Raw genomic sequence first — 24,952 nt, 5'->3', positions numbered from 1 at the left:
CATCATTTCCATACTGATCACCCTGTGTTCTCCTGCTCAAAAATTGAGCAGAAGCAGTTGAACACCTGGGTCAGTTTTCAGTCGGCAGAACAGCCTCTACTGGGTCAGTTTTCGGTCAGCGGCAACACATCATTCGCTACAAGCACGTCGGCGTTATAGATGAGACGGTGTGGCGTGAACAGCTTGCAGATCTTTATCAAGGTCTGGTGCAGGAGGGCACGCAATGAGCCGGTTTCTATGTGGAACTCTCTTAGTGTTGTGTTCCGCTAGTGCCGCCCAAGCTGCCATCGATGCTTACGCGTTCAAGGATGAGGTCGAACGCGCCCGGTACACCGAGTTGACCCGGGAACTGCGTTGTCCGAAATGTCAGAACCAGGATATCGCAGACTCCAATGCCCCCATCGCCGCCGATCTGCGAAAAGAGATCTTTCGCATGCTCGATGAAGGTCAGAGTAATCAGCAGATCATCGACTTCATGGTCGATCGCTATGGCGAATTCGTGCGCTACAAACCTGAGCTGAACAGCCACACCTGGTTGCTCTGGTTTGGGCCTGGCGGTTTGTTGTTGGGCGGTGTGTGGGTGATTTACTTGATCGTTGCACGTCATCGTGGTCGGCATGGCGATGATGTTGAGGTGTTTTCTGACCAAGAGCGTCAACGGCTCCTCCTCCTATTGGGTAAAGAATCTAATGATTGATTTCTGGCTATGGGTCGGCCTGCTGTTGCTGGTTGCCCTCAGTTTCGTGCTAATCCCTGTGTTGTTTGTACGTCGTGCCCAAAGCGAAGAAGATCGCACCGCTTTTTACGTGGCGCTGTATCAGGAACGCCTGGCGGAGCTACAGCTTCAGCAAGGGGACGGAGTGATGTCTCCTGCGCAAAAAAACAGTGCCCGCTCTGAGGCGGACCGCGAATTGCTGGCGGACACCGAAGGAGCTGGCCTCGAACGTTTTTCGACTACAGGCAAGCCGCTACCAGTATTCGTGGCTTTCTTGATACCGGCGCTGGGGCTCGCGCTGTACCTGCATTTTGGCGCCAGCGACAAAGTCGAGCTGGTTCGTGAGTTCGCCCAGCCTCCCGGTTCACTCGCGCAAATGAACGACCGTCTGGAACGCGCGGTTAACGCCCAACCGGAGTCAGCTGAGAACGCTTATAACCTGGCCCAAAACTACATGGCTCAAGGGAGGCCCGACGATGCCGCTAGAATGTTCGAACGAACGGTGTCACTGGCCGGTCGCCGACCGGAGTTATTAGGCGAGTGGGCTAAAGCATTGTATTTCTCTAACAACAAAATGTGGTCTCCGCCAATCAAGGCGCTGACAGATGAAGCTTTAAATGGAAATCCGGGTGAGCTCCAGAGCTTGAGTCTCATAGGTCTGGCTGCGTTTGAAGAGCATCGTTACCAAGATGCTTTAAAATATTGGCATCACGCATTAGCAGAGATGGGTTCCGACCATCCGTCACACGCTGCTTTAGTACAGGCCATTGGAAAGGCAAGAAACGGTCTTTCAGCGGATGAAAAAAACAACAATTTGACGATTAACCATGTTGCTGGCTTGCCACCAACACCGCTCAAGGTACGGGTGGACATTTCCCCGGAAATTTTCGAAAAGGTCGCTTTGGATGACAGTGTGTTCGTTTTCGTACAGACGCTATCGGGCTCCAAGGTACCTCTCGCTACCATACGACTTAAGGTCTCAAGTCTGCCGGCCGAGGTGGAGTTTTCAGGCGCTGATGCAATAGTTACCAGCAACACCTTATCGCAGACAGCCGCGATTCAAGTGACTGCTAGGGTCTCTAGGGGAGGGAAGAGTAGGTCGGGGGAATGGTTGGGCCGAAGCTCGACGACATTAAATTCGAAGAGCGCTAGGCTGAAGCTTACGATCAACCTTCCGGATATCTGATCGACTGCACCGCAAAGTGCTGTTGCCAGGTACTGTAAAATAGAAGAGTGAGCACTTGATTTGCTGGTGCTTTCAAACAACGGTGTTGTTTTTTTAACAGCCGAACTGGAAAGGGAGGCTGAGCTGCTCAGTGATCACTTTATCCGTTGGCTGATTTACGCCGGCATGTTCGCTACAGGCACTGAACGACAACGCAGATGGTATGGTCTGTGCGTTCTGACTCGTCAAGGATCGGCCAATGGATCGTTTGTCTAATTTGCTCTCGCGGTTCGGCGTGCGGGCCAATCTGTTCTATGACGGCGACCTATGCGGCTCTGCATCTTACGATGGCGCCGAGCGGCGAGGTTATATCCATCTGCTTCAGGCCGGCAGCGTGACGTTGCTTGGTCCCGATCGCAAGGATTTGCAGCTCACTCGCCCTAGCTTGATTTTTATGCCACGCCCCGCCAAGCATCAATTGTTTGCGGGTGAGTCCGATGGCGCAAAGTTGTTGTGTGCTTCCATGGAGTTTGAGGGCGGAATTGATAATCCTTTGTCGGCTTCATTACCGGACTGTTTGGTGCTCGCACTCGATGATCTGCCCATGCTGGCAGACACGTTGGAGTGGATGTTTGCCGAGGCGGCAAATGTGCATTGTGGAAGGGAAGCCGCGCTTGAGCGCTTATTTGAGCTCCTAATCATTCTGTTGCTCCGTTACCTGCTCGATCATCACCAGTTGCGCACCGGAATGATGGCTGGACTGGCCGACATGCGGCTTGCCCGATCGCTTTTACAGATGCACAACTCCCCGGAACATGCCTGGTCAATAGCAGAGCTGGCCAGTGAGTCAAATATGTCACGCGCTGCGTATGCCGTGCATTTCAAGAGTGTCATCGGACAGACGCCTGCTGATTATTTGTTGAGTTGGCGAGTTAGCCTGGCTCAGAAGCTGATGCGAGAAGGGCGCTCGATTACGCTGATTGCAGCTCAAGTCGGCTACGAAAGTCCTTCGGCGCTGTCTCGCGCATTTAGACGCAAGACGGGGTTGAGCCCTCGTGACTGGTTGAAAGATCTGGCGGGGGAAAATGATGGCAAAAAGGCCTAAGGCATTACTGCCTTAAGCCATTGAAAAAATTATGCATTAATTTTACGTTTTTCCAGTTCAACCAGCGAATGGCCTGCCACAAATATCGAAACAGCAAGCAACCCTAAGTCTTTAAGCAGAAACTGACCTGGCGCAACGGAAATCGCCGGAAACCCTAAACTAGGCTCAATGACGCCCGGAGTGGAAAACATAAAGCTAAGGGTTGTGAAGAACAGGCCTGCAGACAGAGCGCCTCCTACCACGGATAGTTTGGGCGACAGCATGCGGCCTGCGATCAGAGTGCCGATCGAAATCTCTAGTATGCCGAGCAGGCTGGAGAACATGTCGACCGAAAAAATGCTATACACCCATCCCAAAAGCGGGCTGTTGCTCACCAGTGGAACCAGGCCCTCGGCCTCGTAGTGGGTAAATTTCATGCCGCCGAACCAGAAGTAAATAATAGCGAGAGCCAAGTACGCGCCATAGATACCTAGCCCCATAGTTTTGGTTCCAAGCGTTAAGTGGGCCTGTACGCTGGACTTCGAGTTTTCAATGCCTATGGTTTTCATGTCTGAGCTTCCAGTAGTGAGTGAGAGTGTGTTGGCTGCCGAACGCCGTATGCGTTGGCGATGAGATTATTATGGCTGGCATCTCTAATCAAGAGGCATCAGAAAGTATTGATTTCAGTGCAGATCGTCTTGGGCGGTGCAATTCGCGATGAAGGGATCGCCGTGGAGAGCGATGAGTGCACTATTTCGATAAAGGAGTCGTTTTACATAGGTCGATGAAGCGCGTTGCGGCATCGCCTACTGTCATTTCTCAAATCTGACTATGGGGCTTGGGGCGAAGGGCGGCACTGACTAGGCTTAGAACAGCTACCAACTAGCCGCGCGGCCGCGATGCACAAAGAATGGTAACTGAGCCGTGAGTGCGGTGGGCGCCCGCATTTATTTCCAAACCCTACAGATACATCGATCTTCGACTTCAACCGGGCAGATAGCTGTTGCAGCAAGCCTATCAATCGACTTTGACGTGTTAAAGAGGATAGGTTTTCCAGGGTTGGGGAACAGCATGCCCTGCAGAACGACACACGTCACTTTTGTTAAATTAATAAGCTAGCTACCTATTGGGCATAACCTTGCAATTTGCTTCAATTTACGCACATGCACTTGCGACCTCAAAATGCAACGTAAGCCCCGAATATCTCCATTATTGTCGCCGCCAGCCTTAGTTAGGGGTTTGGGGAGCAATGGAACCAAAAACCAACGTAAGCCCGACTAGCTCCGTTCAGAGCCCTCTTCCCAGGCATCCGACTCGATAAAACCATTGCGCAACTTGACCACCCATTGGCGCCGTTATTGACCAGCCGGCTGCATTCTTGACCAGTTATTTGCATTCGGAGTGACCAGGAGGGGGGCAATAGAGAAAACGGAAAAAATCGTACGCTAAGGCCAAGCGTGTTTTGCTAATGAACTGTGCTAGCAGACAAAACCAGCGGCTAGCACAACATCGATTACTTGCATTGCGACACCCAGTACGAATTGCACGGTACTCCAGTCGTTTTGGGCAGCTATAAAATCGAATTTCGTTATCGAAGTTCGATTATTATGGATTAATCTGTGGAAAATCAGGTAGGCCAACGCATGACTAATACCTCCACCGATGACCGCAGCCCATGGTCGGTTTTTCTTATTTTTCTACGACTTGGATTGACCTCCTTCGGCGGCCCCATCGTGCACTTAGGCTATTTCCGTGACGAGTTCGTCACACGACGGCGCTGGTTGTCTGAACGCAGCTATGCTGATTTAGTGGCGCTGTGCCAATTTCTTCCAGGCCCAGCAAGCAGCCAGGTCGGCATAGCGTTGGGGCTATCACGGGCTGGATATAGCGGGGCGCTGGCTGCTTGGACAGGCTTTACGCTGCCTTCGGCCGTAGCTTTAATCCTGTTCGCGCTGGGCATTTCCAACTATGGGGATTCCGTTTCGCCGGGCGCGTTGCATGGCCTAAAAGTGGTGGCCGTTGCCGTAGTCGCCCAAGCGGTATGGGGCATGGCGCGCAACCTGTGTACGGATGGGCTGAGAGTCACAATAATGGCGATTGCCGCCTGTGCTGTCCTGCTCGTACCGTCCGCGTGGGGGCAGCTTGGTGTGATTGCTGCCGCAGGCATCATAGGCCGACTATTGTTCAAGCCAGCACATACTGTTGAGCACGACCCACTACCTATCACGGTCAGTCACCGGGCCGGCGCACTTTGGCTATCGTTATTTTTTGCCCTGCTGATTGGCCTACCGATCTTGGCAAAATTGCTGCCAAGTCCAACGATGGTGGTAGTGGACGCCTTCTATCGTGTGGGGTCACTAGTGTTCGGTGGTGGCCACGTTGTGTTGCCGCTGCTGCAAGCCGAAGTGGTGTCCTCCGGCTGGGTCAGTAATGAATCCTTCCTCGCGGGGTACGGGGCGGCTCAAGCGGTGCCCGGCCCATTGTTCACATTCGCCGCGTTCCTTGGTGCTTCGATGAGCACCGCTCCCTCTGGCTGGGTCGGCGGTATTGTGTGCCTACTGGCTATCTTCGCACCCTCTTTTCTGCTGGTTGTGGGAGCCATGCCATTTTGGGAGCGCCTGCGTCGCAATACAGGCATGCAAGCCGCGCTGGCTGGGGTCAATGCGGCGGTGGTTGGCCTGCTGCTGGCCGCGTTCTATCACCCTGTATGGACTAGCGCCATATTTCAGCCGCAAGACTTTGTCTTGGCCCTGGTCGCCCTTGTCGCACTGATGTTCTGGAAGCTCCCGCCGTGGCTAGTTGTCGTCGGCAGCGGTGCAGCGGGTTGGCTGTTGAGTATCGCGCTGTGAGGCACGAAAAATGACAGATAAAGACCTGTACGGCGGGTTGATCCGCCTGCACATACTTCACCATGCAGCCGAGAAGCCCGTCTTCGGACTGGGAATCATCGAAGAACTGCAACGACACGGCTACGAGCTGAGCGCCGGGACGGTATACCCAATGCTGCACGGGCTGGAAAAGAAGGGCTATTTGACCTCACGCCACGAACGCACCGGGCGACGTGAACGGCGTGTCTATGAGATCACTGAGCAAGGCCAAGTTGCGCTGGTCGAGGCACGTGCAAAGGTTAAGGAACTGTTCGGCGAGTTGATCGAAGGTTGCTGAGTTTACGGCTTCAACTCGGCGTCAGGCGGTTCACTGGCACCGCGTCAGACTAGGGCCGCTTTCTGCATTTTCTGACGCCAAGGCGTCAATCTCTATGGCCTCAACCTGACAGGCCGAATGCTTAGCGTACGATTTTTTCCGATTTCTCTATCGACCCCAGGAGGATCTGAATTGATCTCTCCACCATGTGTACACTGCCTGACAGCGGAGTTCGTCGCGGTTTAATCTAGAAAGACTTGCCCTAGGGAGATCAGCACGGCTGGAAGAACTGACCCAAACGAGGCAGCAGGTCGCATTTGACGATATCTTCACTGTATACTTTATCGCTCAGCCATACCTCTTGAGCTACAGGAACACCAGCATGACTGTACTCCAAACGATCTACTGGCAGCCTACGCCGCCTTAGCGCTACGCCCCCTCGCAACATCTCGCTTCCGCTAGTTTCGCTCGCGGTCGCGTACTGCTGTATGCCCGGTTTTTACACCCAAGGCACACAGCCAAATAATCCTCACAACTTGAATTCGTATCGACGCGCTCGCCATCTGCCTGGTGTGCGTGTGGTGCATTGCCTTGGATATTCTGATGCTGCAATCGCTCAAACAAACGTGGTTTTCCAACGTCCGTGGAGACGTGCTCGCGGGGATCGTGGTCGCGCTCGCGCTGATCCCGGAGGCCATTGCTTTCTCTATCATTGCCGGCGTCGACCCCAAGGTCGGTCTCTACGCCTCCTTCTGTATCTGTGCTGTCATCGCCTTCGTCGGCGGTCGACCCGGCATGATCTCGGCAGCTACCGGTGCGATGGCACTGCTGATGGTCACCCTGGTAAAAGATCACGGGCTTCAGTATTTGCTGGCAGCCACCTTGCTCTGCGGGGCGCTTCAAATCCTCGCTGGATACCTGAAACTGGGCTCTCTGATGCGCTTTGTTTCGCGCTCGGTAGTCACAGGCTTTGTGAATGCATTGGCGATTCTGATTTTCATGGCGCAGTTACCTGAATTGACCAACGTGACCTGGCACGTTTACGCCATGACCGTAGTGGGCCTCGGAATAATCTATCTGTTTCCGTATGTACCGAAGATCGGCAAGCTGATTCCCTCGCCGCTGGTGTGCATCCTGGCCCTGACGGCCATTGCTATTTACCTCGGTCTGGATATCCGCACTGTGGGTGACATGGGCGAACTGCCGGACACGCTGCCGATTTTCCTGTGGCCTGAAGTCCCGCTGAACGTTGAAACTCTGCGCATCATCTTCCCGTACTCAGCCGCCTTGGCCGTAGTAGGTCTGCTTGAGTCCATGATGACCGCGACCATCGTCGACGATTTGACCGATACCACCAGCAACAAAAACCGTGAATGCAAGGGTCAAGGCATTGCCAACATCGCTGCCGGGATGCTCGGCGGTATGGCAGGCTGCGCCATGATCGGCCAGTCGATCATCAACGTGAAATCCGGTGGACGTACCCGTCTCTCCACATTGTGCGCGGGCATTTTCTTGCTGCTGATGGTCGTTTTCCTCGGCGAATGGCTCTCCAAGATCCCGATGGCTGCATTGGTTGCTGTGATGATCATGGTATCCATCGGCACCTTTAGCTGGGATTCCTTGCGCAATCTGAAAGAGCACCCACTGTCGACCAACCTCGTCATGGTCGCGACCGTTGTGGTGGTCGTGGCAACGCATAATCTGGCTTACGGCGTGTTGGTCGGCGTACTGCTGGCTTCGTTGTTCTTTGCGAACAAGGTCGGACATTACCTCGATATCAAGAGCAGTCTTGAAGAGACGGAGTCGCATCGGACTTACCGCGTGGTAGGCCAGGTGTTCTTCAGCTCGGCAGACAAGTTCACCGAAGTTTTTGACTTCAAGGAAGCGCTCAACAAGGTCACCATCGATCTGACACAGGCGCATTTCTGGGATATCACCGCCGTCGCCGCGCTGGATAAAGTGGTAATCAAGTTCCGTCGCGAGGGCGCCGAGGTTGAAGTGCTGGGTCTAAATGAGGCCAGCGCCACAATCGTTGACCGCTTTGGCGTGCATGACAAACCTGGCGCCATCGACAAGCTCATGAGCCACTAAGGAGATCGACAATGACCCACGTAATGGCATGTATTGATAACTCACAATCCTCATTGGCGGTCTGCGACTACGCAGCATGGGCGTCGCAGCGACTCAACGCGCCTCTTACCTTGCTTCACGTATTGGATGAAGAGAAATACCCAGCAGCAGCTGACCTAAGTGGAAATATTGGTCTCGGCAGTCGAGAGCATCTGCTGGAGGAGCTGGCTACATTGGATGCCCAACGCGCCAGACTCGCTCTGGAACAGGGCCAACACATGCTGGAAAAGGCCAGGGAGCGAACGGTCATTTCCGGCGCTGCGTTTCCTGAGCTGAAGCAGCGCCACGGACACTTGGTAGAAAGTCTGAGCGACCTTCAGGAGGATATTCGACTGTTGGTGATAGGAAGAGTGGGTGAAGACAACTCACGCAACGCGCACAGCCTTGGCAGCCAGATAGAAGCTGTAGTGCGAACAATTCACCGGCCTATCCTGATCACAGCCAACAGCTATAAAAAGCCCGAAAAGGTGATGCTCGCATTTGACGGCAGCTCCACAGCCTACAAAACCATCCAAATGTTTGCCGCCAGTTCGCTTTGCAAAGACTTGCCCATTCATCTTGTTACGGTCGGTGCAGATTCGGTGAGCAATCACGAGGCACTGGGAAAAGCACAAAGCATGCTTCTCTCGGCTGGCTTCCTAGTCCAAGCTGAAATCAGACAAGGTGAGGTGGAGTCGGCTCTGCACGATTATCAGACAGAGCACGGCATTGATCTGCTGGTCATGGGTGCCTATGGGCATTCACGCATCAGGCAGTTTTTGGTAGGAAGCACGACTACGACGATGCTTCGAACAGCCACCATGCCTGTATTGCTGCTGCGCTGAGATAACTCTCTAAGCCACAGTGTTTCTACTTATTGAGAAATGCTGTGGTCAATCCCATCTAAGCTATCTGACAACATAGCCCACTGAGTTCGACCTGCGCACCTAAATATCGTCGTCTGGATTACGCAGTGGCCGTAGCTCACCTCGGGCGACCTCTTCTGGTACCGCGAAGGAGTACCGTCCCAACATATTGATGTGCTCGAAGATCAGCGGCGACAAACGAGCCAGGTCTTCGTCCTGTACCGGGTAGCCGTGCTGCTTTAACCGCTCCACGGCAGCCGTCATGTAGAGGGTATTCCATAGCACAATGATATTTACCACCAGGCCCAGGGCACCGAGTTGATCCTCCTGGCCTTCTCGGTAGCGCTGGCGAAGCTCGCCTCGTTTGCCATGGAACACGGCGCGAGCCAGGCTGTGTCGGCCTTCGCCGCGATTCAGTTGGGTCAGGGTGGCGCGGCGCTTGGACTCATCATCAATGTAGGTCAACGTATGCAGGGTTTTCTCGATCCGTCCGAACTCTGCCAACGCCTGGGCCAGACGGGTCGGACGATCTCCCGTTTGTAGGGTGCGCATGATGCCTGTCGCCGGCACTCGGCCAAGTTTGAGTGAGCCAGCCAAACGCAACAGGTCATCCCAGTGCTCGGCGATCAGGTCGAGCTTGACTGACTGGCGAGCAAGTCCGTTGAGCTTGCCGTAATCCGCGTCCGGGCGGGTGCGCCAGAAGCGGGTACCGCCGACATCAGCCAGGCGCGGGCAGAAGTGATAACCGAGCAGACGGAATAACCCGAACACCACATCGCTGTAAGCACCGGTATCGGTCATGATTTGTGTGGGCTGCAATTCGGTCTGTTGTTCCAGCACAACCGCGAGCAATACTAGGCTGTCGCGCAGGGTGCCGGGCACCGTAATGGCGTTAAGACCGGAAAACTGGTCGGAGATCAGGTTGTACCAGGTGACGCCCCGGCCGGTACCGAAATACTTCGGGTTAGGGCCGGCATGTACGGTACGCACAGGTACGACAAAACGCATGCCATCGGCGGAGGCCACCTCGCCGCCGCCCCAGACCTGAGCCAGCTCCAGTTGACTCTGCGCAGCCACCAAAATGGCATTGGCTGCCGACAGGGTATCGTCACGGAGATAGTTCTGGCTCACCCAGGACAGCCGGTCACGGCGCAGCGCTTGGTTGTCGTTGCGAGTCAAGGGCTCCAGGCCGGTGTTACAGGCTCCTCCCAAGAGCACTGCGCACAAACTCGTCACCAAGTTGTCGGCCCGCGCATTGCGTTCGGACACATGGGTGAAGGCTTCAGTGAAGCCGGTACGAGCGGCGATTTCTAACAGGATTTCCGGCAAATCGACACGCGGCATCAAGTCGGCCACGGCTGCACGCAGTTGCAGCAACGAGTTGGGCTCTTCCAGCTTCTCCAGCGCTCCGAGGGACAGCTCGGTTTTGCCCTCTGTATTCTCACTCAACTGGATCGCAGGATTGTCGGGCAGGCGAGCGGCGACTGCGTACCAAGTCGCATCCAGCTCGGCAGACAAGGCGTCCAAGGTGGTTTTGGCGTCCACAGTCAGGCCCAGTGAGCGACAGATGATCGGTCGCGCCGACAGCCATTCTGCACCATCGAGCAGACCGATACGCGGGTCGGCATAGCGCCAACTGGGTGCAACAAAGACATCGCGGCGGCGTAGGGCCGTGCGTAGTGCATCAAGCGTGCAGAAGACATAGGCGCCCATGTCGAGGGAGCCATCTTCGCGAGTGATGTGGTTCTGCCAAGCCTTGGCCACGATCTCCTGCGGCACGTCATCCTCCGGCTTCCTGCGAGGCAAGTTCAGTTGCAACCAGTCCAAACTAGCCGCCACACCCTTACCCGCCGGGCTGAAGCCGAAGCGAATATGTTTCAATAAGTCAGGAAGGAAACGGCGCACGCTGCGGTAGCGCTCCTCCAGAGCGAGGTAAAACACATCGTTGGCCGGACGGATCAACGCATTGACCTCTTCCAGGGCTTTCTCCAGCGTGACACGTGGCAGGTCGTTGAACAGCCGGGCACGGACATTGTCATCGCTGATCGAGCTATCCAGCACGACCTTGCACGCAGCGGCGAGCATTGCCGCCGAGCGATCCAGGTCTTTTAGACTACGCAACCGAGCCTTCTTGTCAGCCTTCTCTGCGTTGTTGAAGATATCACGCAGTAGCGCTTCCAGAACTTCCAGAGCATCGTCGTGCGCACTGGCTTCCAAGGAAACCGCGAATGCCACCAACGTCGCCAACCGGCGCGACGCCGGCAGTCGATTGATGGCCGTGACCTTCGCGGTGTTGGCAAAGCGAGCCAGGGCGGCAATGCGGCTGGGAGGGATATGCGCAGCTGCCGGTAAGGCGATACCCAACCCGCGTACATCATCCAGCCGACGCAGCGCCCGAACCAGTGCAGGGCCACTGACCATCACCGGGCCGGAGCGTAGTTGATCCAGTCGGGAACTACGGTTGCCTTCGGCCACCAGAAGCAAGTCTTGTAGGTGCTGTCTTTGCTCCTCGGTCACGCTGCGGCCCAAGGTGTACCAGAGGCGTTCTTCAACCCGGCTACGCAGTTGGGCAATGAAGCGCTCTAACTGGGAAATTCCGGGCAATAGGACTTTCTGTGTGAGCAGCCATGAGGTAGCTCGTTCGAACAGCACGCCAGGACGATCAGTACCAGTCCAGCAAAGGGCATACAGCCATCGGCTCAAACGAAAGCCGATGCCTGGGTCAGTAAAGTGGCGATAGCCATAGCGCTCTTGAATATCGGCCGCATGTATCCAGCGACGATGATCGCTATAACGTACAAGACAGTCAGGGTCGGCGATTGCCAATTGCCGACAAAGCACAAGCAGGACTTCCACCGGCACAGCCGTGGGTTTGTCCGGCAAAACACCGACGAAGCGAACGGTAGTCAGCAGAACGGCATAGCCCAAGCGGTTATGGTTGCCCCGTAGTACCTGGACGGCTTCACGGTCTTCATCGCTCAGGTGGAAGTAGCGCTCCAGTTCATCACGGCTGGGCGCATCGATGTAGCGACCAAAGCCGTCGCGTTGCTCCTGAGTCAGAAAACCAACCGGCATCGATCACAGTACCTCGGCGCAGAACACGGCGGGGGTGACAATCCGCGTGCGTTCGATATGTCCGCGCTGCAAGAGGCCTGCGCGTCGATCACCGGTTACTAGGTAGTCCGCATTGCCCGCCAAAGCCATGGCCAGCAGAAAAGAGTCATCCGGATCATCGGCTTCAACCTCAATGGTCAACCGCTCCAATACCACGGCGCGTTGCAGGTTATTGATCATGGCCCCCACTTTGGCAGGCTGAAGGATGGCCTGAAGCTTGGGGTAACGACTGGCGCGACGAATTTCGTCGAGCTGTGCCCGTGAAGTCACCACCTCGAAGCGAGCTGAACGCCAGGCCCGATAGATCGCATCAGGAGACCCATGCGGTGAGATCAGCGCACTGAACAGAATGTTGGTATCCAATACAACCCGCATCAGCGCTTACGCGCCCAGTCGAGCGCTTCTTCAACCGCTTCGGTCAGTTCGGCCTCACTCAGATGGGCATTGGAAACCTTGGCCTGTTCGGCGCTCAGCTCCAGGATGTGTGCCCGCACCGCTTCTTCGATGAAGCGCGACAGGTCGCCCTTACGGCCACCGCCTTGGCTGGCCAGAAACATGCGAAGCGATTGGTCGGTGTCGGTGGAGACGGCGACGTTCCAGCGAGTGGTATTCATGACTTTTTCCAATGTTAGGTGTTTATGTGTTTATACACTCGATCCTCACTGCGCCGCAACGGTTCGATAAAACCCTCGTTTTATAGAACTTTAACGGAAGACCTGCCCAGCTCCGAGTTAGCCCATATTATGGTTTTAAATACTGGTATCGTTAATCAAGGTTCTATTTTCAATTTCTCTGTTGAGTAAACGGTACTTTTGATGAAAATTGGCTATGCGCGGGTGAGTACTCGGGATCAGAACGCCGACCTCCAGATCGATGCTCTGACAAAGGCAGGGTGCGAGCGGATCTATCAAGACGTTGCCAGCGGCTCAAAAAGCGCACGTCCGGAACTGGACAAATTATTGGTTCATGTACGGGCCGGTGATGCTGTGGTGATTTGGAAGCTGGATCGTCTAGGGCGCTCGCTCAAGCACCTGGTCGAACTGGTCGGTGAATTGGCCGCTCGTAACGTTGGCCTGCAAAGTCTGAATGACCCCATCGATACCACCCACGCGCAAGGCCGCTTTGTGTTCAACCTGTTCGCTTCATTGGCAGAGTTCGAACGTGAGTTGATTCGTGAGCGCACACAGGCAGGCTTGTCCGCTGCACGGTCACGTGGTCGAGTCGGTGGCCGCCCGAAGGGGCTGCCCGCTCAGGCGGAAGCGACCGCTATGGCCGCAGAAACGCTGTACCGAGAGGGTCGGTTAAGTGTGAGCGCCATTGGCAAGAAACTGCACATTTCCAAAAGCACGCTTTACCGCTACCTCCGGCATCGCGGCATAACGATCGGCGTACCCGCAAAAATCACCCAGCATCTCAACATCACGGTCCCACCGGCAGTGGACAATGCCGAACGGATCGCGACGGTCATATTGCGCCTGGCCGTCGAGAACAACAGCAAGTTCGTGCGTGGTAAAAAACGGGCACTGGAGAATATCGAGCGTTACTGCCTGGAACCTTACGGCATGAAGCTGCTTGAGTCGGGCAACTACGCGCTGAGCATTCCCTATCGCAACGATGAGGCACTGGATAAGACGGTACATGATCTGCTGACCGAGATCAGCCAAGAGGCCGAGATGCGTAATTGCTTTATCGAGGCAGATGCCTGGGAAGAGGGCTCTGAGCGGAGGTGGTAGGGCTTATGTTGGTTTTTGGTTCCATTGCTCCCCAAACCCCAGTTACAGCTGCTATGATGAATGAGATCGAAAACTGAAATCCCCCACTAGAATTGTTGACTGGAGTCAAAATGAATAAAAAGCGGCCGGTTAATCTTGATATTCGAACCATTCAGCTTCCTCTCACGGCGCTTACATCGATTCTGCACCGGATTTCAGGAATTATGCTCTTTATTTTTCTGGGACTGATACTGTATATGCTGAGCAAATCGTTGGAGTCAGAAAAGGGTTTTAATGAAGTCAAGGAGATTTTTTCTTCACCTTTCGGCAAAGTTAGTTTCTGGTTGGTATACTCTTCATTTATTTATCATCTCGTAGCCGGAATTCGACACCTAGTTATGGATGTGGGTGTTGGTCATACTTTGAAAGGCAGCAATCGCGCCTCTACTATTGTTTTAGTAGTGTCGGGTGTTTTAATGGTTGCTGGCGCCGTATGGATTTGGTAGCTGTGGAGTCGTAATGCGTATTTACAAGGACTAAAAGCGTCCTTTAAAGCTAACTTACGAAAGTATTTATAATCGACGGTTCACGCTTAAACGGTTGAATCCTTTCGGGCTTCCGAATAGCTGTTAGCTGAAAGCTATCATGAGCTAAGTTTTCTGTGCATCATCAAATGTGTTAATGGGAGCGCCATAGTACTAGGTACAAATATGGCTCTAGGACAATGTTAGATGTTTTGGATTTTGAGGCGGATCGCTCTTATCGAAGATCGTCTAATTCGCTCTGAAGCGCAGGTTTTTTGAAACTATCACCTGGTTGGCACACTGTGCGAATCAACATCAGATATGAGAAAGCCAATCAGGTGAACACTACCCTCGAGGGCTCATCTGTCCAGTTAAAGCCTCGAGTCTTTCTGGGTGCGCAAAAGACAAGAAGGTTATATGGGAAAATTATGAGGCCTGGATACCATGCGTCATGGGCGTGCCGATGCTGTGAGTGACAGAGCGAGAAGCAAGTGAAAGTCCCTGAAGTAGGGGCGGGATGCGCCCGAGTGGCATTTTTTGTCTTAAGGTAGATCGCGTAGCTGTTCTTCAGAATAATCTTCAGAGCGTTGACGACAGCCATCGCTGTGCATTCCTCAAGAATAGAATGTGTCGGAAGGGTGGCGTCATTGGTGTTAGTCATCGCTTAGGATTTCTCAATCTGGCTTACACGGGCGCCTGTACCGATATCCCCGCGGATGGCGACGTATCGATGTTGAATTCCTCGCCAGACGAAGTGCAATGAGCTGCGGCTATAGGCTTGCGCAGCCTTAGATAGCCGGCCGTCGCAGGCGCGCCGGTTGGCCGGGATCTTCTTCTGCCCGTCAGGTGTCCGGTCGGAACTCCAGCACGAACGCTACGACCTTTTCGGCGGACATTTCGCACGGCTTCAACAATGTCCTATCTGATGTAACGCGGAAGAGGTTGAAGCTGACAATGTCAGTCCCGTCCAACTCCCTGGCGAACAGACTGTTGCGACGTCCGTCCCCAGATCGCCGGACGATCAAGCTGAAACGCCGGCCTTCATAAGTCCCTTCTCTGTATCCCTCCGCAAGCTTCGCGAAAGCGGCATCGAACTCGGAATGCTCCATGTCATCCATCCTTATTGATAGAACAGAGGCGCGGCGGGTGCGAGACCGCCAGTGCCGGGTCGCGCTAAGGTGCCGGGCAGATTCCTGCAGCCGACGAGGCCCGGGGTGGGCAGGATAATTGAGATGTCGGCGCCCGCATGGCTATCAGCGAAGTCGTCCGTCCAGTCTGCTAGGCAACGTCCACGCCTTTCCAGAAAGCGATGTAATCCCGGATACCCTCGGCATCCGGAGTGGGGGCGGGATAGGTCCAAGCGGCGTTCACGTTGAGCGCGTCACCCGCGCGAACATGAAAGAAGCGCGCGGCGCCTTTGATCGGACAGACAGATGTGTGCGGGCTCATCTCAAGCAGGCTCAGGTCGACTCCTGACGGTGGGAAGTAGTGATTTCCCTCGACGATGACTGTTTCGTCGCTTGTGGCGATAGTAGTGTCTTTCCAGATGGCTGAGACCAACGGACTCTCCTTTTGTATTCATCAACCGGCGAAGGCTCGCGGGCTGGCTGCCCCAAGCCGCACCTCCTCAGGTGGCAGGCGGGTTGCGCCCGAGAAGTTTGTCGAGCTCGCCTCTGACATCGAGCGCGAATAGCTCATCGGAGCCACCGATAAGGGTGCCATTGATGAAGATCTGCGGCACGGAGCTTCGCCCCGACGCTTCCGCCATGGCCTGCCGGTGAGCCGGATCCGCCTCAATATCGAGCTCCTTCCATCGCACGCCCTTTTCCTTGAGGAGCGCCTTCGCTCGGCGGCAGAACGGGCACCAATTCGTGGTGTACAGCAATACATCAGTTGTCATATTGCATCTCCGGCAGTTGCACGCGGATCGCTGTCATGGCGTTGATCTCCAATTCGCGGCGTTCAAAGATGGCGACTGCACCTTGGCCGACATCGGAGCAGATGCTGACGATTGGCCGCTATCCAGGCGACATGGCCCAAAGTGCTTTCACCGCCAGGCAGAGGCCGCACGCGCCTCCTGTAGCGCCGAGCCGATGCTCTAAGGTAACCGAGCCTCGATTGGGACGGAAGCGGTCCCGCTCGAATCGCCCATCATGCTGGTCGAGCATATCAGGACGACGGATAGTGCAGGAACTTTCAAATTGAGCTTGATGTCGAGCCAGGTATCGCGAGCGAAGGCGTTCTAGAGGCCGGGGGGTACGAAGACTGTGTTCGGCAAAACGGTTCACGTTGATCGCCAAAGCTTCCCAGGGCGCACGTCTACGATCGGCGCGACGTGAGATAGCTCGCGCCGCTAGCCCCCGTAGCGCTCCGTCTTGATGATGGAGGCGTCCAAGCCCGCCAGCAGCGCGCTATCGGTTGCGATGTTGACGAATCCGTTAGACCCGCAGACGAACACTTGCGTCGGCTTTCCCTGAAGCCTGGTTAGAATTTCTTGGACCATCATGCCGTCGATCCGTCGCGCAAAGTCCGATGCGCGAACCGGTTTCTCGCGCGTAATCGCGAGCGCCAGGACGAACGCCGGATCGCTGATTTCGATGCAATGAAGTTCTTCTGAGAAGAGAACGTCCTCGGCGGTTCGTGCGGACAGGAGCAACGCTGTCGGAACGGCTTGGGCCAATGCGCGGCGCTGCCGGATCATTGCCATCAACGGCACGAGGCCGGAGCCTCCCCCGATCAACAGAACCGGATCTATGGCAGGCTCAGGCCAAAGGAAATGGCCACCGAGCGGACCGCGAACTTCGATTTCGTCACCAATCGCCGCGATGTCGTGAAAAAACGGCGAAACTTCGGCATCCGGCATGCGCTCGATAGCTATCTCGACGATCGGGGTCGAAACTGCCGATGACGCGATCGAGTAGCTGCGCATTGCACTGTAGCCGTCGGGCGCGGTCAGCCGGATATCGACGTGCTGACCTGCGGTGTGCGCGAACGGCTTGCTCAACCGAAGGAAGAAGCTCTTGATACTCGGTGTTTGCTGGATGATGTCGTCGATCACGCATGATTGCCACGAACGGACTTGCGCTTCGTTTTCAGTCATGGGTGTATCGTTGTTCGCGCCACGGATCGCCGTAGATGTGATAGCCGTGCAGCTCCCAAAAGCCGGCCTCGTCACGCGTCGTGAATTGCAGCGCATTCACCCATTTGGCGGATTTCCAGAAGTAAAGGTGCGGCACTAGAAGACGCGCCGGCCCCCCATGATCGCGGGAAAGTGGCTTGCCCGCATAACTGAGGGCGACCATCGCTTTCCCGGAAAGCAGATCCGTCAGAGGGACGTTTGTCGAATAATTATCGTAGCAGTGCGCCAAGACGAAATCGGTAGGCCGATCAAGCTCTGCATCTGCAAGGATGTCTTCAATGAGTACACCCTCCCAAACGGTATCCAGTTTGGACCAAGAGGTGACGCAGTGAATATCCTTTGTCACCTGGGTCTTTGGTAGAGTGTTGAATTCGCCCCAATTCCACGTTTTGACGGGCTTCGGACCAATTTTGACTGTGAATTTCCAGTCGGAGGGCTCTACCCTCGGCGTAGGGCCGGCCGACAGAACAGGGAAATCCTCCACCAGATGCTGACCTGGCGGAATCCGATCGGACTGGTCGCCTGAACCGCGACCGGTGAAACCTCTGGTGACCATAGTGACCCCTCTTGCTCGATACGGCAGACCGAAGCCGGCCTTCATTTCAGTACTCTGCGTAAAGCATTTGCCCGCACATCCGCCGAATAAGCCAATCGACTAAAAATCAGATACAGATGCTCTATCATCGTAAAAAATCGCGTATCGAACATAGCGTCAGGCCAGCATGATTCCCAATACCCAATGGCTATAGGGTAGATAACCCCAAGGCTGCGTACGCTGATCTGCGGTATGCGGAGCGGAAGTTGCAGGTTCGCTCTCAAACGGATGGGCAGCGTGCAAAGCTCAAGGCTCACCAGTGCATGGTTGCCCAGTTCGCGCTCGCCGGCAGCTTGAGTATATTAAGGACGAAATGTCGATCTGATCTATTCTGGCTTCAGGAAATAGGGAAAATAAGGTCGGACGTTCGCGCACCGTCGCGACGCGCGATCATCCACTAAGCTTCTGTATCGGGGTTGGAGGATCAGATGAACGAGATCGAACGACAAGCGCCTGAGCTGCGGGTGCAAAAATGGATTGGCAAAGATGGGGAAAGTATCGCGCCGTTCAAACTGTCAGATATCGGGCCCGGCCCGAAAATCTTGTTTGCCTTCCAGCATTGGTGCCAAGGTTGCCATTTGCATGGGTTTCCGACGCTACAAAAGTTGCATGCAGCGTTGAGCTCAAAAGACGTGGGGTTCGCAGTGATCCAGACCGTCTTCGAAGGAACGCATGAGAATACCTTCGAGAAGTTGCGCGTGAACCAGCTCAAGTATGAGCTTCCTATCGTTTTCGGTCACGACGAGCAACCGACCGGCTCGCCGTTTCCAACCTTCATGGAAGACTACCGCACACGAGGAACTCCGTGGTTTACGGTTATCGACGCTGGCGGTAGCATTGTTTTCTCGGACTTCCATCTCGACGCGGAGCGACTAGTGAAGCAACTTGAGCAAGGTTAATCGTTGGAAGGTGGGCAATCATCCTGATTGCCACCCATCCCCTGATGCCCACTACAGGCGTTGCGCGCTGTAACTCTGTTGATCAGCGTGCGAAAACCCGGATCCGGATAGGAGGAGCGTCAACGATTGAATCAATCCGTTGGGAGAGGGCGGCTCCGCTCCGTCAGCTCGGCAATAGATAACCCATTCTCGCCGAGCAACTCTCTGATCCGATCGACGATATGAGCCCCTAGCGCCGCTGTCTTGGTCCCCCCCACAGATTCCCAAGATGCGAGTTCACACGCCGATACCTCGTGGTCAGCGCCGAAGTGCTTCTGTCGGTATGTCACCGCCGCCCTTCAATGATAAAGGCGCGGTAACGGGAACCGGCAAAGCGTTGAGCAGCGATGGTTTGGTAGGCGGGACTGTCATACCAGTCGCGAGCGGCCTGCATCGTCGGGAAACGCAAGATTACGGCCCCTTCGATGGGCGGCCCCTCCAAATGCTGGATCGCGCCATAAGCGGCGAGAAAGGTAACGTCGTGACCATCGAACGATGGTCCGACGCCTGCAGAATAGGTTGCGAGTGCATGTGGGTCGCTGGTTTCTTCCCGCGTAAAGACGACGAACGCTTCCATCATTAGGCCTCTCAAAGGTTGGATCTGTTGGCCATTACCACCGGTGATGGCCTCACAGTCGTCAGGCTGGCAACTGGAACCCGATTTTCATGAGTGCCTCGACGCACGCATCCTGATCCTGCTGATAGTTGCCTCCGGAGATGCCTATGCCGCCGATCAACTTCCCATCCTCCAGAATCGGATAACCGCCGCCGACAGCGACCATCCGAGGGCGATAGGCTAGCGGCGCCACTTTTGGATCGTTGGTCACATAGTCGTTCCAGACATGGGTCGGGAACCCAAACGAGGCGGAACTCCAGGCCTTGTCGATGGCAACATCGACGGTAAGGAACGGCGCATCGTCGGTGCGCTCGAACGCGCGCAGGTTACCGGTGGCGTCGACGACGGCGACGGCAGCCGGGATGCCGATGGCACGGGCCGCAGCGAGCGCCGCGTCGATGAGGGCGACTGCGGTTTCGCGGTTGATCGAGGCGGTGGCAATAGATTTGGTCATGGGATTCTCATCGCTGGGGCATAACCCGTTCGGCTTTTTGAGGTTGGACAAGATGTTTGGCGATCGCGGTCGTTAGAAGCCTTCGAGGACGATCTTGCCTTTAGCCGCGCCACTTTCGATCAGTGCATGCACCGTCTTCAGATTGGCGGCATTGATCGGCGACAGTCGCCGGGTCAGCGTCGTGCGGATTTTGCCGTCGTCAACCAGCGCTGCCATCGCATCCAGAATCTCGCCCTGCTCATTCATGTCGGGCGTGCCGTAGATCGACCGCGTGAACATCAGCTCGTGGTGGATCGACACCGCCTTGCGCTTGAAAACCATGATATCGAATGCCTTGGGATCGTCGATCAGTCCGAACCGTCCTTGTGGGGCGATCAGTTCGGCGATGTCGGCGACATGTTGCTCGGTATGTGTGGTCGAAAAGACGAAAGCGGGAGCACCGATGCCGAGTTCGGCGATCTGTGGCGCGAGCGGACGAGAATGGTCGATGACGTGGTGAGCTCCAAGCCCTCTTACCCACTCTTGGGTTTCCGGTCGAGAGGCTGTGGCGATGACGGTGAGGTCCGTGCGCTGTCGCGCGATCTGGACGGCGATCGACCCAACCCCGCCCGCGCCACCGATGATGAGGATCGCCTCCGCCGCACCGGGTACGGGCTTCGCCACGTCCAGGCGGTCGAACATCGCCTCCCAGGCCGTCAACGTCGTCAGCGGCAGCGCCGCCGCTTCCGCCCAGGAGAGCGACGCAGGTTTGTGACCGACAATCCGGGCGTCGACGAGATGGAACTCCGCATTGGTACCGGGCCGTGTGATCGATCCGGCATAATAGACCTCGTCGCCTAACTCGAACTGCGTGACGTCGGGGCCGACCTCGCGCACAATCCCGGCGGCATCCCATCCCAGCACCTTCCAATCGCCATCTGCCGGCGGCGTGCTGTTGCGGACCTTGTAGTCGACCGGGTTGACCGAGACGGCCTTCACCTCAACCAGGATATCGTATCCTGCAGCGACAGGCCGAGGCAGATTGATGTCGACCAGCGCGGCATCCGCGGCGATGGGTCCCGGAACCTTGTAACCAATGGCTTTCATAAATGTCTCCAGCTTGCTTGATCGGATGACGCGAATGCTCGTTAGTCAACTTCTTCTACATTGAGGTCCCGACTCTTGAACTGGGTCGCGGTAGCAGATTTCATCGAACACGTCGATCAACAGGCCCTTATGCTCGGTCGCCGGATCGGTGATCGCGTAGAGGGTGGAGGCGTTATCGCCATCATCACCGCTTCCGAGGCGAAACGCCGCGTCGACGCAGATGCCGCACGGACCGATGGTTGATCCTGGCTCGAGATCGACGAGATTGCTGTCCTTGACGCGCTATTCGCGGTCTTAGCCCTTGGCGATGAAGGACTGAACTGCTTGTAGAGCGTCGGTCAGCTGCTATGTCATGGACGCACCTTCATCTTGAGTTGGATTGGACAAGCTTCCGTATAAGGCCCGCTGTAACCGTCAGATGACGGCGAAGAAAACGATGGGCAGTATTCACAGCCACTTAGCCTTCTTGAAGCGCACAAATAGGAAAACGCACGATATCGCTATCACTCCGAGCACGACAAAGTATCCGTAGGCCGTGTCCAGCTCCGGCATGTGCTTAAAGTTCATGCCGTATATTCCAGCGATCGCCGTCGGGACTGCCAGTATTGCCGCCCAAGCCGCCAGCTGGCGGGTGATCACCCCCGTCCTTTGCGCTTCAAGAAGGCTGCTGGCTTCAAAGACCGTGGACAGGACAAGCAGGAGGCCGTCGACCATGGACTGCACGCGGTGGACATGGTCCGCGACGTCGTGGAAATATGGTGTCATTTCGGCGCTGATGCAGGGAAAGTGGCCGCGAACGAGCTTTCGCACCAGCTCGGCCATAGCCCCGAGCGTGCGCTGGAACCGCGTGAGTTCGGACCTTAGTTCGAAGATTCGCGCCACCTCTTCTGGCCCGAGGAAATCGTGCAGCGACCGTCGCTCCATCGCCAGGACGTCGTCCTCGATCATTTCGAAGATGGGCAGATACTGGTCGACCACGCGATGCAAGATCGCGTGCAGCACATAGTCGACACCCTTGCCGAACTGCGTCGGCGATGCCTCGAGTTGCTCCCGAAGTTTGCCCAGCGCTCCGGCATTGCCGTGCCGCACGGTGATAAGGTGATTGTGACCGGTGAAGATCGCCATCTTGCCGTAGCTGATCCGGTCGCCGACCAGCTCGGCGGTCTGCGCGACGACGTACAACTCATCGTTGTAGACCTCGAGCTTGGGCGGGCACAGCGGGTGCATCGCGTTATCGATTGCCAGCGGATGAAGGTAATAGGTCGCTTGGAGCGCATGAAGTTCGTTGGTGGAGGGCTCGCTAAGCGCGATCCAGCAGAAGTTCGAGCGACCCTTGTCCATCTGGACGCGCTCATCGAGCGAAATTTCCCGGATTCGCTTGCCTTCGTCGTAATAGTAGGCGGCGATGATGCTCATGCCGGCCTCGCAGGGGTGTGCAGGCCACGCCGTACTGCCGGTCGAGCCAGCCCACGTCCGAGCCATGCCTGGATGTTCGAATAGTTACTGAGGCCAAGGATGTCGCCAGCAGCATACGACTCAACCAGCGCATTCACCCAGCCGAGCGTCGCGATGTCCGCAATCGAATAATCGTCGACGATCCAGTCGCGGCCTTCCAGCTGGCGATCCAGGACTCCCAGGAGGCGTATAGCTTCATCGATAAAGCGCTGCCGAGGCCGCTTGTCTTCATAGTCTTTACCGCCCCATCGTAGGAAAAAGCCAAGCTGACCGAAGATCGGCCCAATTGCCGACATCTGGAAGAACACCCAGGTCAGGGTTTCGTAGCGTCGGACGGGCGAGCTTGGAATGAGCTGGCCCGTCTTTTCGGCCAGGTAGAGGAGGATCGCACCGGATTCCCAGACGGCAGTGGGGTTGCCGTCCGGGCCCGCCGGATCGATGATCGCCGGTATGCGGCCGTTCGGGTTTAACGAGACGAACGCCGCTTCCTTCGACTCGTTGTTCGAGATGTCGATCAGGTGGGGCTCGTACGCCAGGCCAGTCTCCTCCAGCATGATTGAGACCTTGACGCCATTGGGAGTAGGCGCGGCGTACAGTTGCAGGCGGTCGGGATGAGAGGCCGGCCAGCGCTGCGTGATTGGAAAGGATGAGAGGTCTGGCATGATTCTGCGATCCTAGTACTGCGGCGGCGGACGGGAATGACCCACTTCATCAAGGCTGGGTTCGATGACCGCATAGTTGGTCGACGCAGCCACGAAGATTGCAAACCGGACCGGCGCTAGGGTAAGGTCCATGAAACCTACTCCGCGACAGCCCCGCCTGCGGGCTACGCATCGCCAGCATTTTGGCGCTTCGGAAGTACCCAGCCGGGTCGGGGGAAGTGACAGGTATAGCCGCCGGGACGCTTCTCCAGATAATTCTGGTGCTCCGGTTCGGCCTCCCAGAAATCGCTGACCGGCTCGACCTCGGTGACAACTTTGCCACCCCACAGCCCGGAGGCATCCAAATCGGCGATCGTATCTTCGGCGACGCGCTTCTGCTCCTCGTCGACGTAATAGATGCCCGACCTGTAGGAGAGCCCACGATCATTGCCTTGGCGGTTCGTTGTCGTCGGATCGTGGATTTGGAAGAAGTATTCCAGGATGTTTCGGTAGCTCGTCACCGCCGGGTCGAAGACGATCTCGATCCCCTCGGCATGCGTGCCGTGATTGCGATAAGTGGCGTTCGGAACATCGCCGCCCGTGTAACCGACACGAGTGGAAACGATGCCGGGCTGCTTGCGGATTAGGTCCTGCATGCCCCAGAAACACCCGCCTGCGAGAACAGCGCGCTGATGCATGTTAAGCCTCCTCTTCCTGATCGAGATATTCGCCGTATCCCTCGGCCTCCATTTTGTCGCGCGGGATGAAGCGAAGGGACGCTGAGTTGATGCAGTACCGCAGACCGCCGCGGTCGGAAGGACCATCGGGGAACACATGGCCGAGATGACTGTCTGCGTGTACTGACCTGACCTCCGTCCGGACCATGCCGTGTGCGCTGTCCCGCACCTCGTTCACGTTTGCCGAAACGATCGGCTTGGTGAAGCTGGGCCAGCCAGTACCCGAATCGAACTTGTCCGTCGAAGCGAACAGTGGCTCTCCCGACACTATGTCGACGTAGATGCCAGGCTCCTTGTTGTCGTTGTACTCGCCCGTGAAGGGCCTTTCGGTGCCCGCCTCCTGGGTAATTCGGTGTTGCTCGGGAGTCAGGTGGTCGATTGCTGTCTGTGACTTTTCAAACTTCATTACAGTCTCCAATACTTATCTAGAGGGCCAGGCACGCTACCGCTAATTTTTTATGTCTCCTGATTTGCTCCTACAATGGTAGTGGGATGGCAAACGAGGTTTTACTAAGTGTTGGAAAATTAGAGATTTAAATTTCGCGTCTATTAATTCTAGCGCAACTGAGTGGTTAAGCAAGTACGTAATCAGTAAATATTAAAAAAATAACACAAAAGCACGATTATATAATACAGTGTCAGTGTTTTATGATAATCAACAACGCCTGTTTAGATGCTGGTAGATGCGAATTTTTTGGCGTACAGTCAAAATTTTCTGATGGTTGCTTAGTGTGTTGGCGCTGATGGAAAATTGACCCACCCTGCCGATTGAAATTTGACCCAGGGCGGATTGCTGATTTTGTTACCAGCAACTGTGGATAAGTCTACCAGCGCAGCTGCTGTTGCCCCCACTCCTTC

27 protein-coding genes and 1 pseudogene are annotated in these 24,952 nt (G+C 55.8%); 12 read left to right on the top strand and 16 right to left on the bottom strand.

Annotated features, from left to right (window positions below; translation table 11 throughout):
• Window positions 1–128: 128 nt before the first annotated feature.
• From MF6394_RS31605 to MF6394_RS31590, 4 genes and pseudogenes are all read left to right on the top strand, one after another.
• Window positions 129–227: pseudogene (locus MF6394_RS31605) on the top strand (DsbE family thiol:disulfide interchange protein); the annotation flags it as partial.
• Window positions 224–697 (top strand): cytochrome c-type biogenesis protein, encoded by a 474-nt coding sequence (locus MF6394_RS31600; protein ID WP_012080655.1) that lies wholly within the window; start codon window positions 224–226, stop codon window positions 695–697. The pseudogene MF6394_RS31605 and the gene MF6394_RS31600, both read left to right, overlap by 4 nt.
• Window positions 690–1,901 carry a c-type cytochrome biogenesis protein CcmI gene (ccmI, locus tag MF6394_RS31595; protein WP_012080656.1) on the top strand — a complete coding sequence of 404 codons (1,212 nt, stop codon included), beginning with the start codon at window positions 690–692 and terminating at the stop codon, window positions 1,899–1,901. Before MF6394_RS31600 ends, ccmI begins: the two co-directional genes overlap by 8 nt.
• Before the next feature lie 238 nt (window positions 1,902–2,139).
• The gene (locus tag MF6394_RS31590) at window positions 2,140–2,985 is read left to right on the top strand and encodes an AraC family transcriptional regulator (protein ID WP_003464995.1); all 846 of its coding nucleotides are present in this window, start codon (window positions 2,140–2,142) and stop codon (window positions 2,983–2,985) included.
• A gap of 29 nt (window positions 2,986–3,014) precedes the next feature.
• Here MF6394_RS31590 and MF6394_RS31585 read toward each other — a convergent pair whose 3' ends face one another.
• Window positions 3,015–3,533, bottom strand: a complete 519-nt coding sequence (locus tag MF6394_RS31585) for a YkgB family protein (RefSeq protein WP_003464991.1) — start codon at window positions 3,531–3,533, stop codon at window positions 3,015–3,017.
• 1,074 nt (window positions 3,534–4,607) lie between these two features.
• On the opposite strand from MF6394_RS31585, the gene chrA reads away from it, so the two are divergent.
• The 4 genes from chrA (at window position 4,608) to MF6394_RS31560 (ending at window position 9,062) form a co-directional block, all read left to right on the top strand.
• A complete protein-coding gene (gene chrA / locus MF6394_RS31580; protein ID WP_078468222.1) occupies window positions 4,608–5,813 on the top strand; it encodes a chromate efflux transporter in 1,206 nt (401 codons plus the stop codon).
• Window positions 5,814–5,823: 10 nt separating this feature from the next.
• On the top strand, window positions 5,824–6,129 hold the full coding sequence (locus tag MF6394_RS31575; RefSeq protein WP_017335982.1) for a PadR family transcriptional regulator: 306 nt from the start codon (window positions 5,824–5,826) through the stop codon (window positions 6,127–6,129).
• Window positions 6,130–6,711: 582 nt separating this feature from the next.
• A complete protein-coding gene (locus MF6394_RS31565; protein ID WP_017735063.1) occupies window positions 6,712–8,199 on the top strand; it encodes a SulP family inorganic anion transporter in 1,488 nt (495 codons plus the stop codon).
• Between the two features lie 11 nt (window positions 8,200–8,210).
• The gene (locus tag MF6394_RS31560; RefSeq protein ID WP_017735064.1) at window positions 8,211–9,062 is read left to right on the top strand and encodes a universal stress protein; all 852 of its coding nucleotides are present in this window, start codon (window positions 8,211–8,213) and stop codon (window positions 9,060–9,062) included.
• 102 nt (window positions 9,063–9,164) lie between these two features.
• On the opposite strand, the gene MF6394_RS31555 is transcribed toward MF6394_RS31560, so the two are convergent.
• Genes MF6394_RS31555 through MF6394_RS31545 form a run of 3 tightly spaced genes read right to left on the bottom strand, consistent with a single transcriptional unit; the run spans window position 9,165 to window position 12,811 of the window.
• On the bottom strand, window positions 9,165–12,158 hold the full coding sequence (locus tag MF6394_RS31555) for a Tn3 family transposase (protein ID WP_017335985.1): 2,994 nt from the start codon (window positions 12,156–12,158) through the stop codon (window positions 9,165–9,167).
• Between the two features lie 3 nt (window positions 12,159–12,161).
• The gene (locus MF6394_RS31550; protein ID WP_017335986.1) at window positions 12,162–12,572 is read right to left on the bottom strand and encodes a putative toxin-antitoxin system toxin component, PIN family; all 411 of its coding nucleotides are present in this window, start codon (window positions 12,570–12,572) and stop codon (window positions 12,162–12,164) included.
• Window positions 12,572–12,811, bottom strand: coding sequence for a ribbon-helix-helix domain-containing protein (locus MF6394_RS31545; RefSeq protein WP_017335987.1), 240 nt, complete (start codon window positions 12,809–12,811; stop codon window positions 12,572–12,574). The genes MF6394_RS31550 and MF6394_RS31545 overlap by 1 nt, the downstream gene beginning before the upstream one ends.
• Before the next feature lie 201 nt (window positions 12,812–13,012).
• Here MF6394_RS31545 and MF6394_RS31540 point away from each other — a divergent pair, with 201 nt between their 5' ends.
• Complete coding sequence (locus tag MF6394_RS31540) at window positions 13,013–13,930, top strand: recombinase family protein (RefSeq protein ID WP_017335988.1); 918 nt, start codon at window positions 13,013–13,015, stop codon at window positions 13,928–13,930.
• A gap of 110 nt (window positions 13,931–14,040) precedes the next feature.
• The gene (sdhC, locus tag MF6394_RS31535; RefSeq protein ID WP_005005993.1) at window positions 14,041–14,415 is read left to right on the top strand and encodes a succinate dehydrogenase, cytochrome b556 subunit; all 375 of its coding nucleotides are present in this window, start codon (window positions 14,041–14,043) and stop codon (window positions 14,413–14,415) included.
• Between the two features lie 860 nt (window positions 14,416–15,275).
• Here the strand turns inward: sdhC and MF6394_RS31525 are convergent.
• The 5 genes from MF6394_RS31525 to MF6394_RS31505 all read right to left on the bottom strand — a co-directional run bounded on the left by MF6394_RS31525 (window position 15,276) and on the right by MF6394_RS31505 (window position 18,173).
• On the bottom strand, window positions 15,276–15,542 hold the full coding sequence (locus MF6394_RS31525) for a hypothetical protein (protein ID WP_003464988.1): 267 nt from the start codon (window positions 15,540–15,542) through the stop codon (window positions 15,276–15,278).
• Between the two features lie 169 nt (window positions 15,543–15,711).
• On the bottom strand, window positions 15,712–15,993 hold the full coding sequence (locus tag MF6394_RS31520) for a DUF427 domain-containing protein (protein WP_003464986.1): 282 nt from the start codon (window positions 15,991–15,993) through the stop codon (window positions 15,712–15,714).
• A gap of 67 nt (window positions 15,994–16,060) precedes the next feature.
• Window positions 16,061–16,333, bottom strand: a complete 273-nt coding sequence (gene grxC, locus MF6394_RS31515) for a glutaredoxin 3 (RefSeq protein ID WP_005005995.1) — start codon at window positions 16,331–16,333, stop codon at window positions 16,061–16,063.
• Between the two features lie 453 nt (window positions 16,334–16,786).
• A complete protein-coding gene (locus tag MF6394_RS31510; protein WP_002118292.1) occupies window positions 16,787–17,533 on the bottom strand; it encodes a ferredoxin reductase in 747 nt (248 codons plus the stop codon).
• Window positions 17,526–18,173, bottom strand: coding sequence for a sulfite oxidase-like oxidoreductase (locus tag MF6394_RS31505; protein ID WP_002118288.1), 648 nt, complete (start codon window positions 18,171–18,173; stop codon window positions 17,526–17,528). The genes MF6394_RS31510 and MF6394_RS31505 overlap by 8 nt, the downstream gene beginning before the upstream one ends.
• A 422-nt stretch (window positions 18,174–18,595) precedes the next feature.
• Here MF6394_RS31505 and MF6394_RS31500 point away from each other — a divergent pair, with 422 nt between their 5' ends.
• Window positions 18,596–19,066: a TlpA family protein disulfide reductase gene (locus MF6394_RS31500; protein WP_003464979.1), complete on the top strand. Its 471-nt coding sequence runs from the start codon at window positions 18,596–18,598 to the stop codon at window positions 19,064–19,066.
• A 325-nt stretch (window positions 19,067–19,391) separates the two neighbouring features.
• Here MF6394_RS31500 and MF6394_RS31490 read toward each other — a convergent pair whose 3' ends face one another.
• The 3 genes from MF6394_RS31490 to MF6394_RS31480 all read right to left on the bottom strand — a co-directional run bounded on the left by MF6394_RS31490 (window position 19,392) and on the right by MF6394_RS31480 (window position 21,261).
• Entirely contained in the window at window positions 19,392–19,685 is a 294-nt protein-coding gene (locus tag MF6394_RS31490; RefSeq protein WP_010591688.1) for a DUF1330 domain-containing protein, read from the bottom strand.
• A 58-nt stretch (window positions 19,686–19,743) separates the two neighbouring features.
• Window positions 19,744–20,175 (bottom strand): GlcG/HbpS family heme-binding protein, encoded by a 432-nt coding sequence (locus MF6394_RS31485; RefSeq protein WP_005006001.1) that lies wholly within the window; start codon window positions 20,173–20,175, stop codon window positions 19,744–19,746.
• Between the two features lie 72 nt (window positions 20,176–20,247).
• On the bottom strand, window positions 20,248–21,261 hold the full coding sequence (locus MF6394_RS31480) for a zinc-binding alcohol dehydrogenase family protein (RefSeq protein ID WP_002118279.1): 1,014 nt from the start codon (window positions 21,259–21,261) through the stop codon (window positions 20,248–20,250).
• Between the two features lie 75 nt (window positions 21,262–21,336).
• Between MF6394_RS31480 and MF6394_RS34380 the strand changes: the two genes are divergently transcribed.
• The gene (locus tag MF6394_RS34380; protein ID WP_016487060.1) at window positions 21,337–21,504 is read left to right on the top strand and encodes a hypothetical protein; all 168 of its coding nucleotides are present in this window, start codon (window positions 21,337–21,339) and stop codon (window positions 21,502–21,504) included.
• Between the two features lie 204 nt (window positions 21,505–21,708).
• Here the strand turns inward: MF6394_RS34380 and MF6394_RS31475 are convergent, their stop codons facing one another.
• The 4 genes from MF6394_RS31475 to msrB all read right to left on the bottom strand — a co-directional run bounded on the left by MF6394_RS31475 (window position 21,709) and on the right by msrB (window position 24,500).
• Window positions 21,709–22,677, bottom strand: a complete 969-nt coding sequence (locus MF6394_RS31475; RefSeq protein WP_078468221.1) for a magnesium and cobalt transport protein CorA — start codon at window positions 22,675–22,677, stop codon at window positions 21,709–21,711.
• Window positions 22,674–23,378: a glutathione S-transferase N-terminal domain-containing protein gene (locus MF6394_RS31470; RefSeq protein ID WP_078468220.1), complete on the bottom strand. Its 705-nt coding sequence runs from the start codon at window positions 23,376–23,378 to the stop codon at window positions 22,674–22,676. The genes MF6394_RS31475 and MF6394_RS31470 overlap by 4 nt, the downstream gene beginning before the upstream one ends.
• A 164-nt stretch (window positions 23,379–23,542) precedes the next feature.
• Window positions 23,543–24,055, bottom strand: coding sequence for a peptide-methionine (S)-S-oxide reductase MsrA (msrA, locus tag MF6394_RS31465; protein WP_078468219.1), 513 nt, complete (start codon window positions 24,053–24,055; stop codon window positions 23,543–23,545).
• A gap of 1 nt (window position 24,056) precedes the next feature.
• On the bottom strand, window positions 24,057–24,500 hold the full coding sequence (msrB, locus tag MF6394_RS31460; protein ID WP_078468218.1) for a peptide-methionine (R)-S-oxide reductase MsrB: 444 nt from the start codon (window positions 24,498–24,500) through the stop codon (window positions 24,057–24,059).
• Window positions 24,501–24,952 lie beyond the last annotated feature (452 nt).

It is taken from the genome of Pseudomonas sp. MF6394 (genome assembly GCF_002018845.1).
Lineage (GTDB): Bacteria > Pseudomonadota > Gammaproteobacteria > Pseudomonadales > Pseudomonadaceae > Aquipseudomonas > Aquipseudomonas lactis.
The sequence above is the reverse complement of the archived record's forward strand: the minus strand, read 5'-3'. Positions and strand labels throughout refer to the sequence as shown.

Excerpts from the sequence above, each read along its gene's own strand:
- MF6394_RS31525 (WP_003464988.1), bottom strand. The coding sequence starts at position 15,542 with ATGGAGCATTCCGAGTTCGATGCCGCTTTCGCGAAGCTTGCGGAGGGA.
- MF6394_RS31575 (WP_017335982.1), top strand. The coding sequence starts at position 5,824 with ATGACAGATAAAGACCTGTACGGCGGGTTGATCCGCCTGCACATACTT.
- ccmI (WP_012080656.1), top strand. The coding sequence starts at position 690 with ATGATTGATTTCTGGCTATGGGTCGGCCTGCTGTTGCTGGTTGCCCTC.
- msrB (WP_078468218.1), bottom strand. The coding sequence starts at position 24,500 with ATGAAGTTTGAAAAGTCACAGACAGCAATCGACCACCTGACTCCCGAG.
- MF6394_RS31510 (WP_002118292.1), bottom strand. The coding sequence starts at position 17,533 with ATGACTGAAAACGAAGCGCAAGTCCGTTCGTGGCAATCATGCGTGATC.
- chrA (WP_078468222.1), top strand. The coding sequence starts at position 4,608 with ATGACTAATACCTCCACCGATGACCGCAGCCCATGGTCGGTTTTTCTT.
- MF6394_RS31555 (WP_017335985.1), bottom strand. The coding sequence starts at position 12,158 with ATGCCGGTTGGTTTTCTGACTCAGGAGCAACGCGACGGCTTTGGTCGC.
- MF6394_RS31475 (WP_078468221.1), bottom strand. The coding sequence starts at position 22,677 with ATGAGCATCATCGCCGCCTACTATTACGACGAAGGCAAGCGAATCCGG.
- MF6394_RS31550 (WP_017335986.1), bottom strand. The coding sequence starts at position 12,572 with ATGCGGGTTGTATTGGATACCAACATTCTGTTCAGTGCGCTGATCTCA.
- MF6394_RS31560 (WP_017735064.1), top strand. The coding sequence starts at position 8,211 with ATGACCCACGTAATGGCATGTATTGATAACTCACAATCCTCATTGGCG.
- MF6394_RS31485 (WP_005006001.1), bottom strand. The coding sequence starts at position 20,175 with ATGACCAAATCTATTGCCACCGCCTCGATCAACCGCGAAACCGCAGTC.
- MF6394_RS31480 (WP_002118279.1), bottom strand. The coding sequence starts at position 21,261 with ATGAAAGCCATTGGTTACAAGGTTCCGGGACCCATCGCCGCGGATGCC.
- MF6394_RS31470 (WP_078468220.1), bottom strand. The coding sequence starts at position 23,378 with ATGCCAGACCTCTCATCCTTTCCAATCACGCAGCGCTGGCCGGCCTCT.
- msrA (WP_078468219.1), bottom strand. The coding sequence starts at position 24,055 with ATGCATCAGCGCGCTGTTCTCGCAGGCGGGTGTTTCTGGGGCATGCAG.
- MF6394_RS31500 (WP_003464979.1), top strand. The coding sequence starts at position 18,596 with ATGAACGAGATCGAACGACAAGCGCCTGAGCTGCGGGTGCAAAAATGG.
- sdhC (WP_005005993.1), top strand. The coding sequence starts at position 14,041 with ATGAATAAAAAGCGGCCGGTTAATCTTGATATTCGAACCATTCAGCTT.
- MF6394_RS31540 (WP_017335988.1), top strand. The coding sequence starts at position 13,013 with ATGAAAATTGGCTATGCGCGGGTGAGTACTCGGGATCAGAACGCCGAC.
- MF6394_RS31585 (WP_003464991.1), bottom strand. The coding sequence starts at position 3,533 with ATGAAAACCATAGGCATTGAAAACTCGAAGTCCAGCGTACAGGCCCAC.
- grxC (WP_005005995.1), bottom strand. The coding sequence starts at position 16,333 with ATGACAACTGATGTATTGCTGTACACCACGAATTGGTGCCCGTTCTGC.
- MF6394_RS31590 (WP_003464995.1), top strand. The coding sequence starts at position 2,140 with ATGGATCGTTTGTCTAATTTGCTCTCGCGGTTCGGCGTGCGGGCCAAT.
- MF6394_RS31490 (WP_010591688.1), bottom strand. The coding sequence starts at position 19,685 with ATGATGGAAGCGTTCGTCGTCTTTACGCGGGAAGAAACCAGCGACCCA.
- MF6394_RS31545 (WP_017335987.1), bottom strand. The coding sequence starts at position 12,811 with ATGAATACCACTCGCTGGAACGTCGCCGTCTCCACCGACACCGACCAA.
- MF6394_RS31600 (WP_012080655.1), top strand. The coding sequence starts at position 224 with ATGAGCCGGTTTCTATGTGGAACTCTCTTAGTGTTGTGTTCCGCTAGT.
- MF6394_RS31505 (WP_002118288.1), bottom strand. The coding sequence starts at position 18,173 with ATGAAGGCCGGCTTCGGTCTGCCGTATCGAGCAAGAGGGGTCACTATG.
- MF6394_RS31565 (WP_017735063.1), top strand. The coding sequence starts at position 6,712 with ATGCTGCAATCGCTCAAACAAACGTGGTTTTCCAACGTCCGTGGAGAC.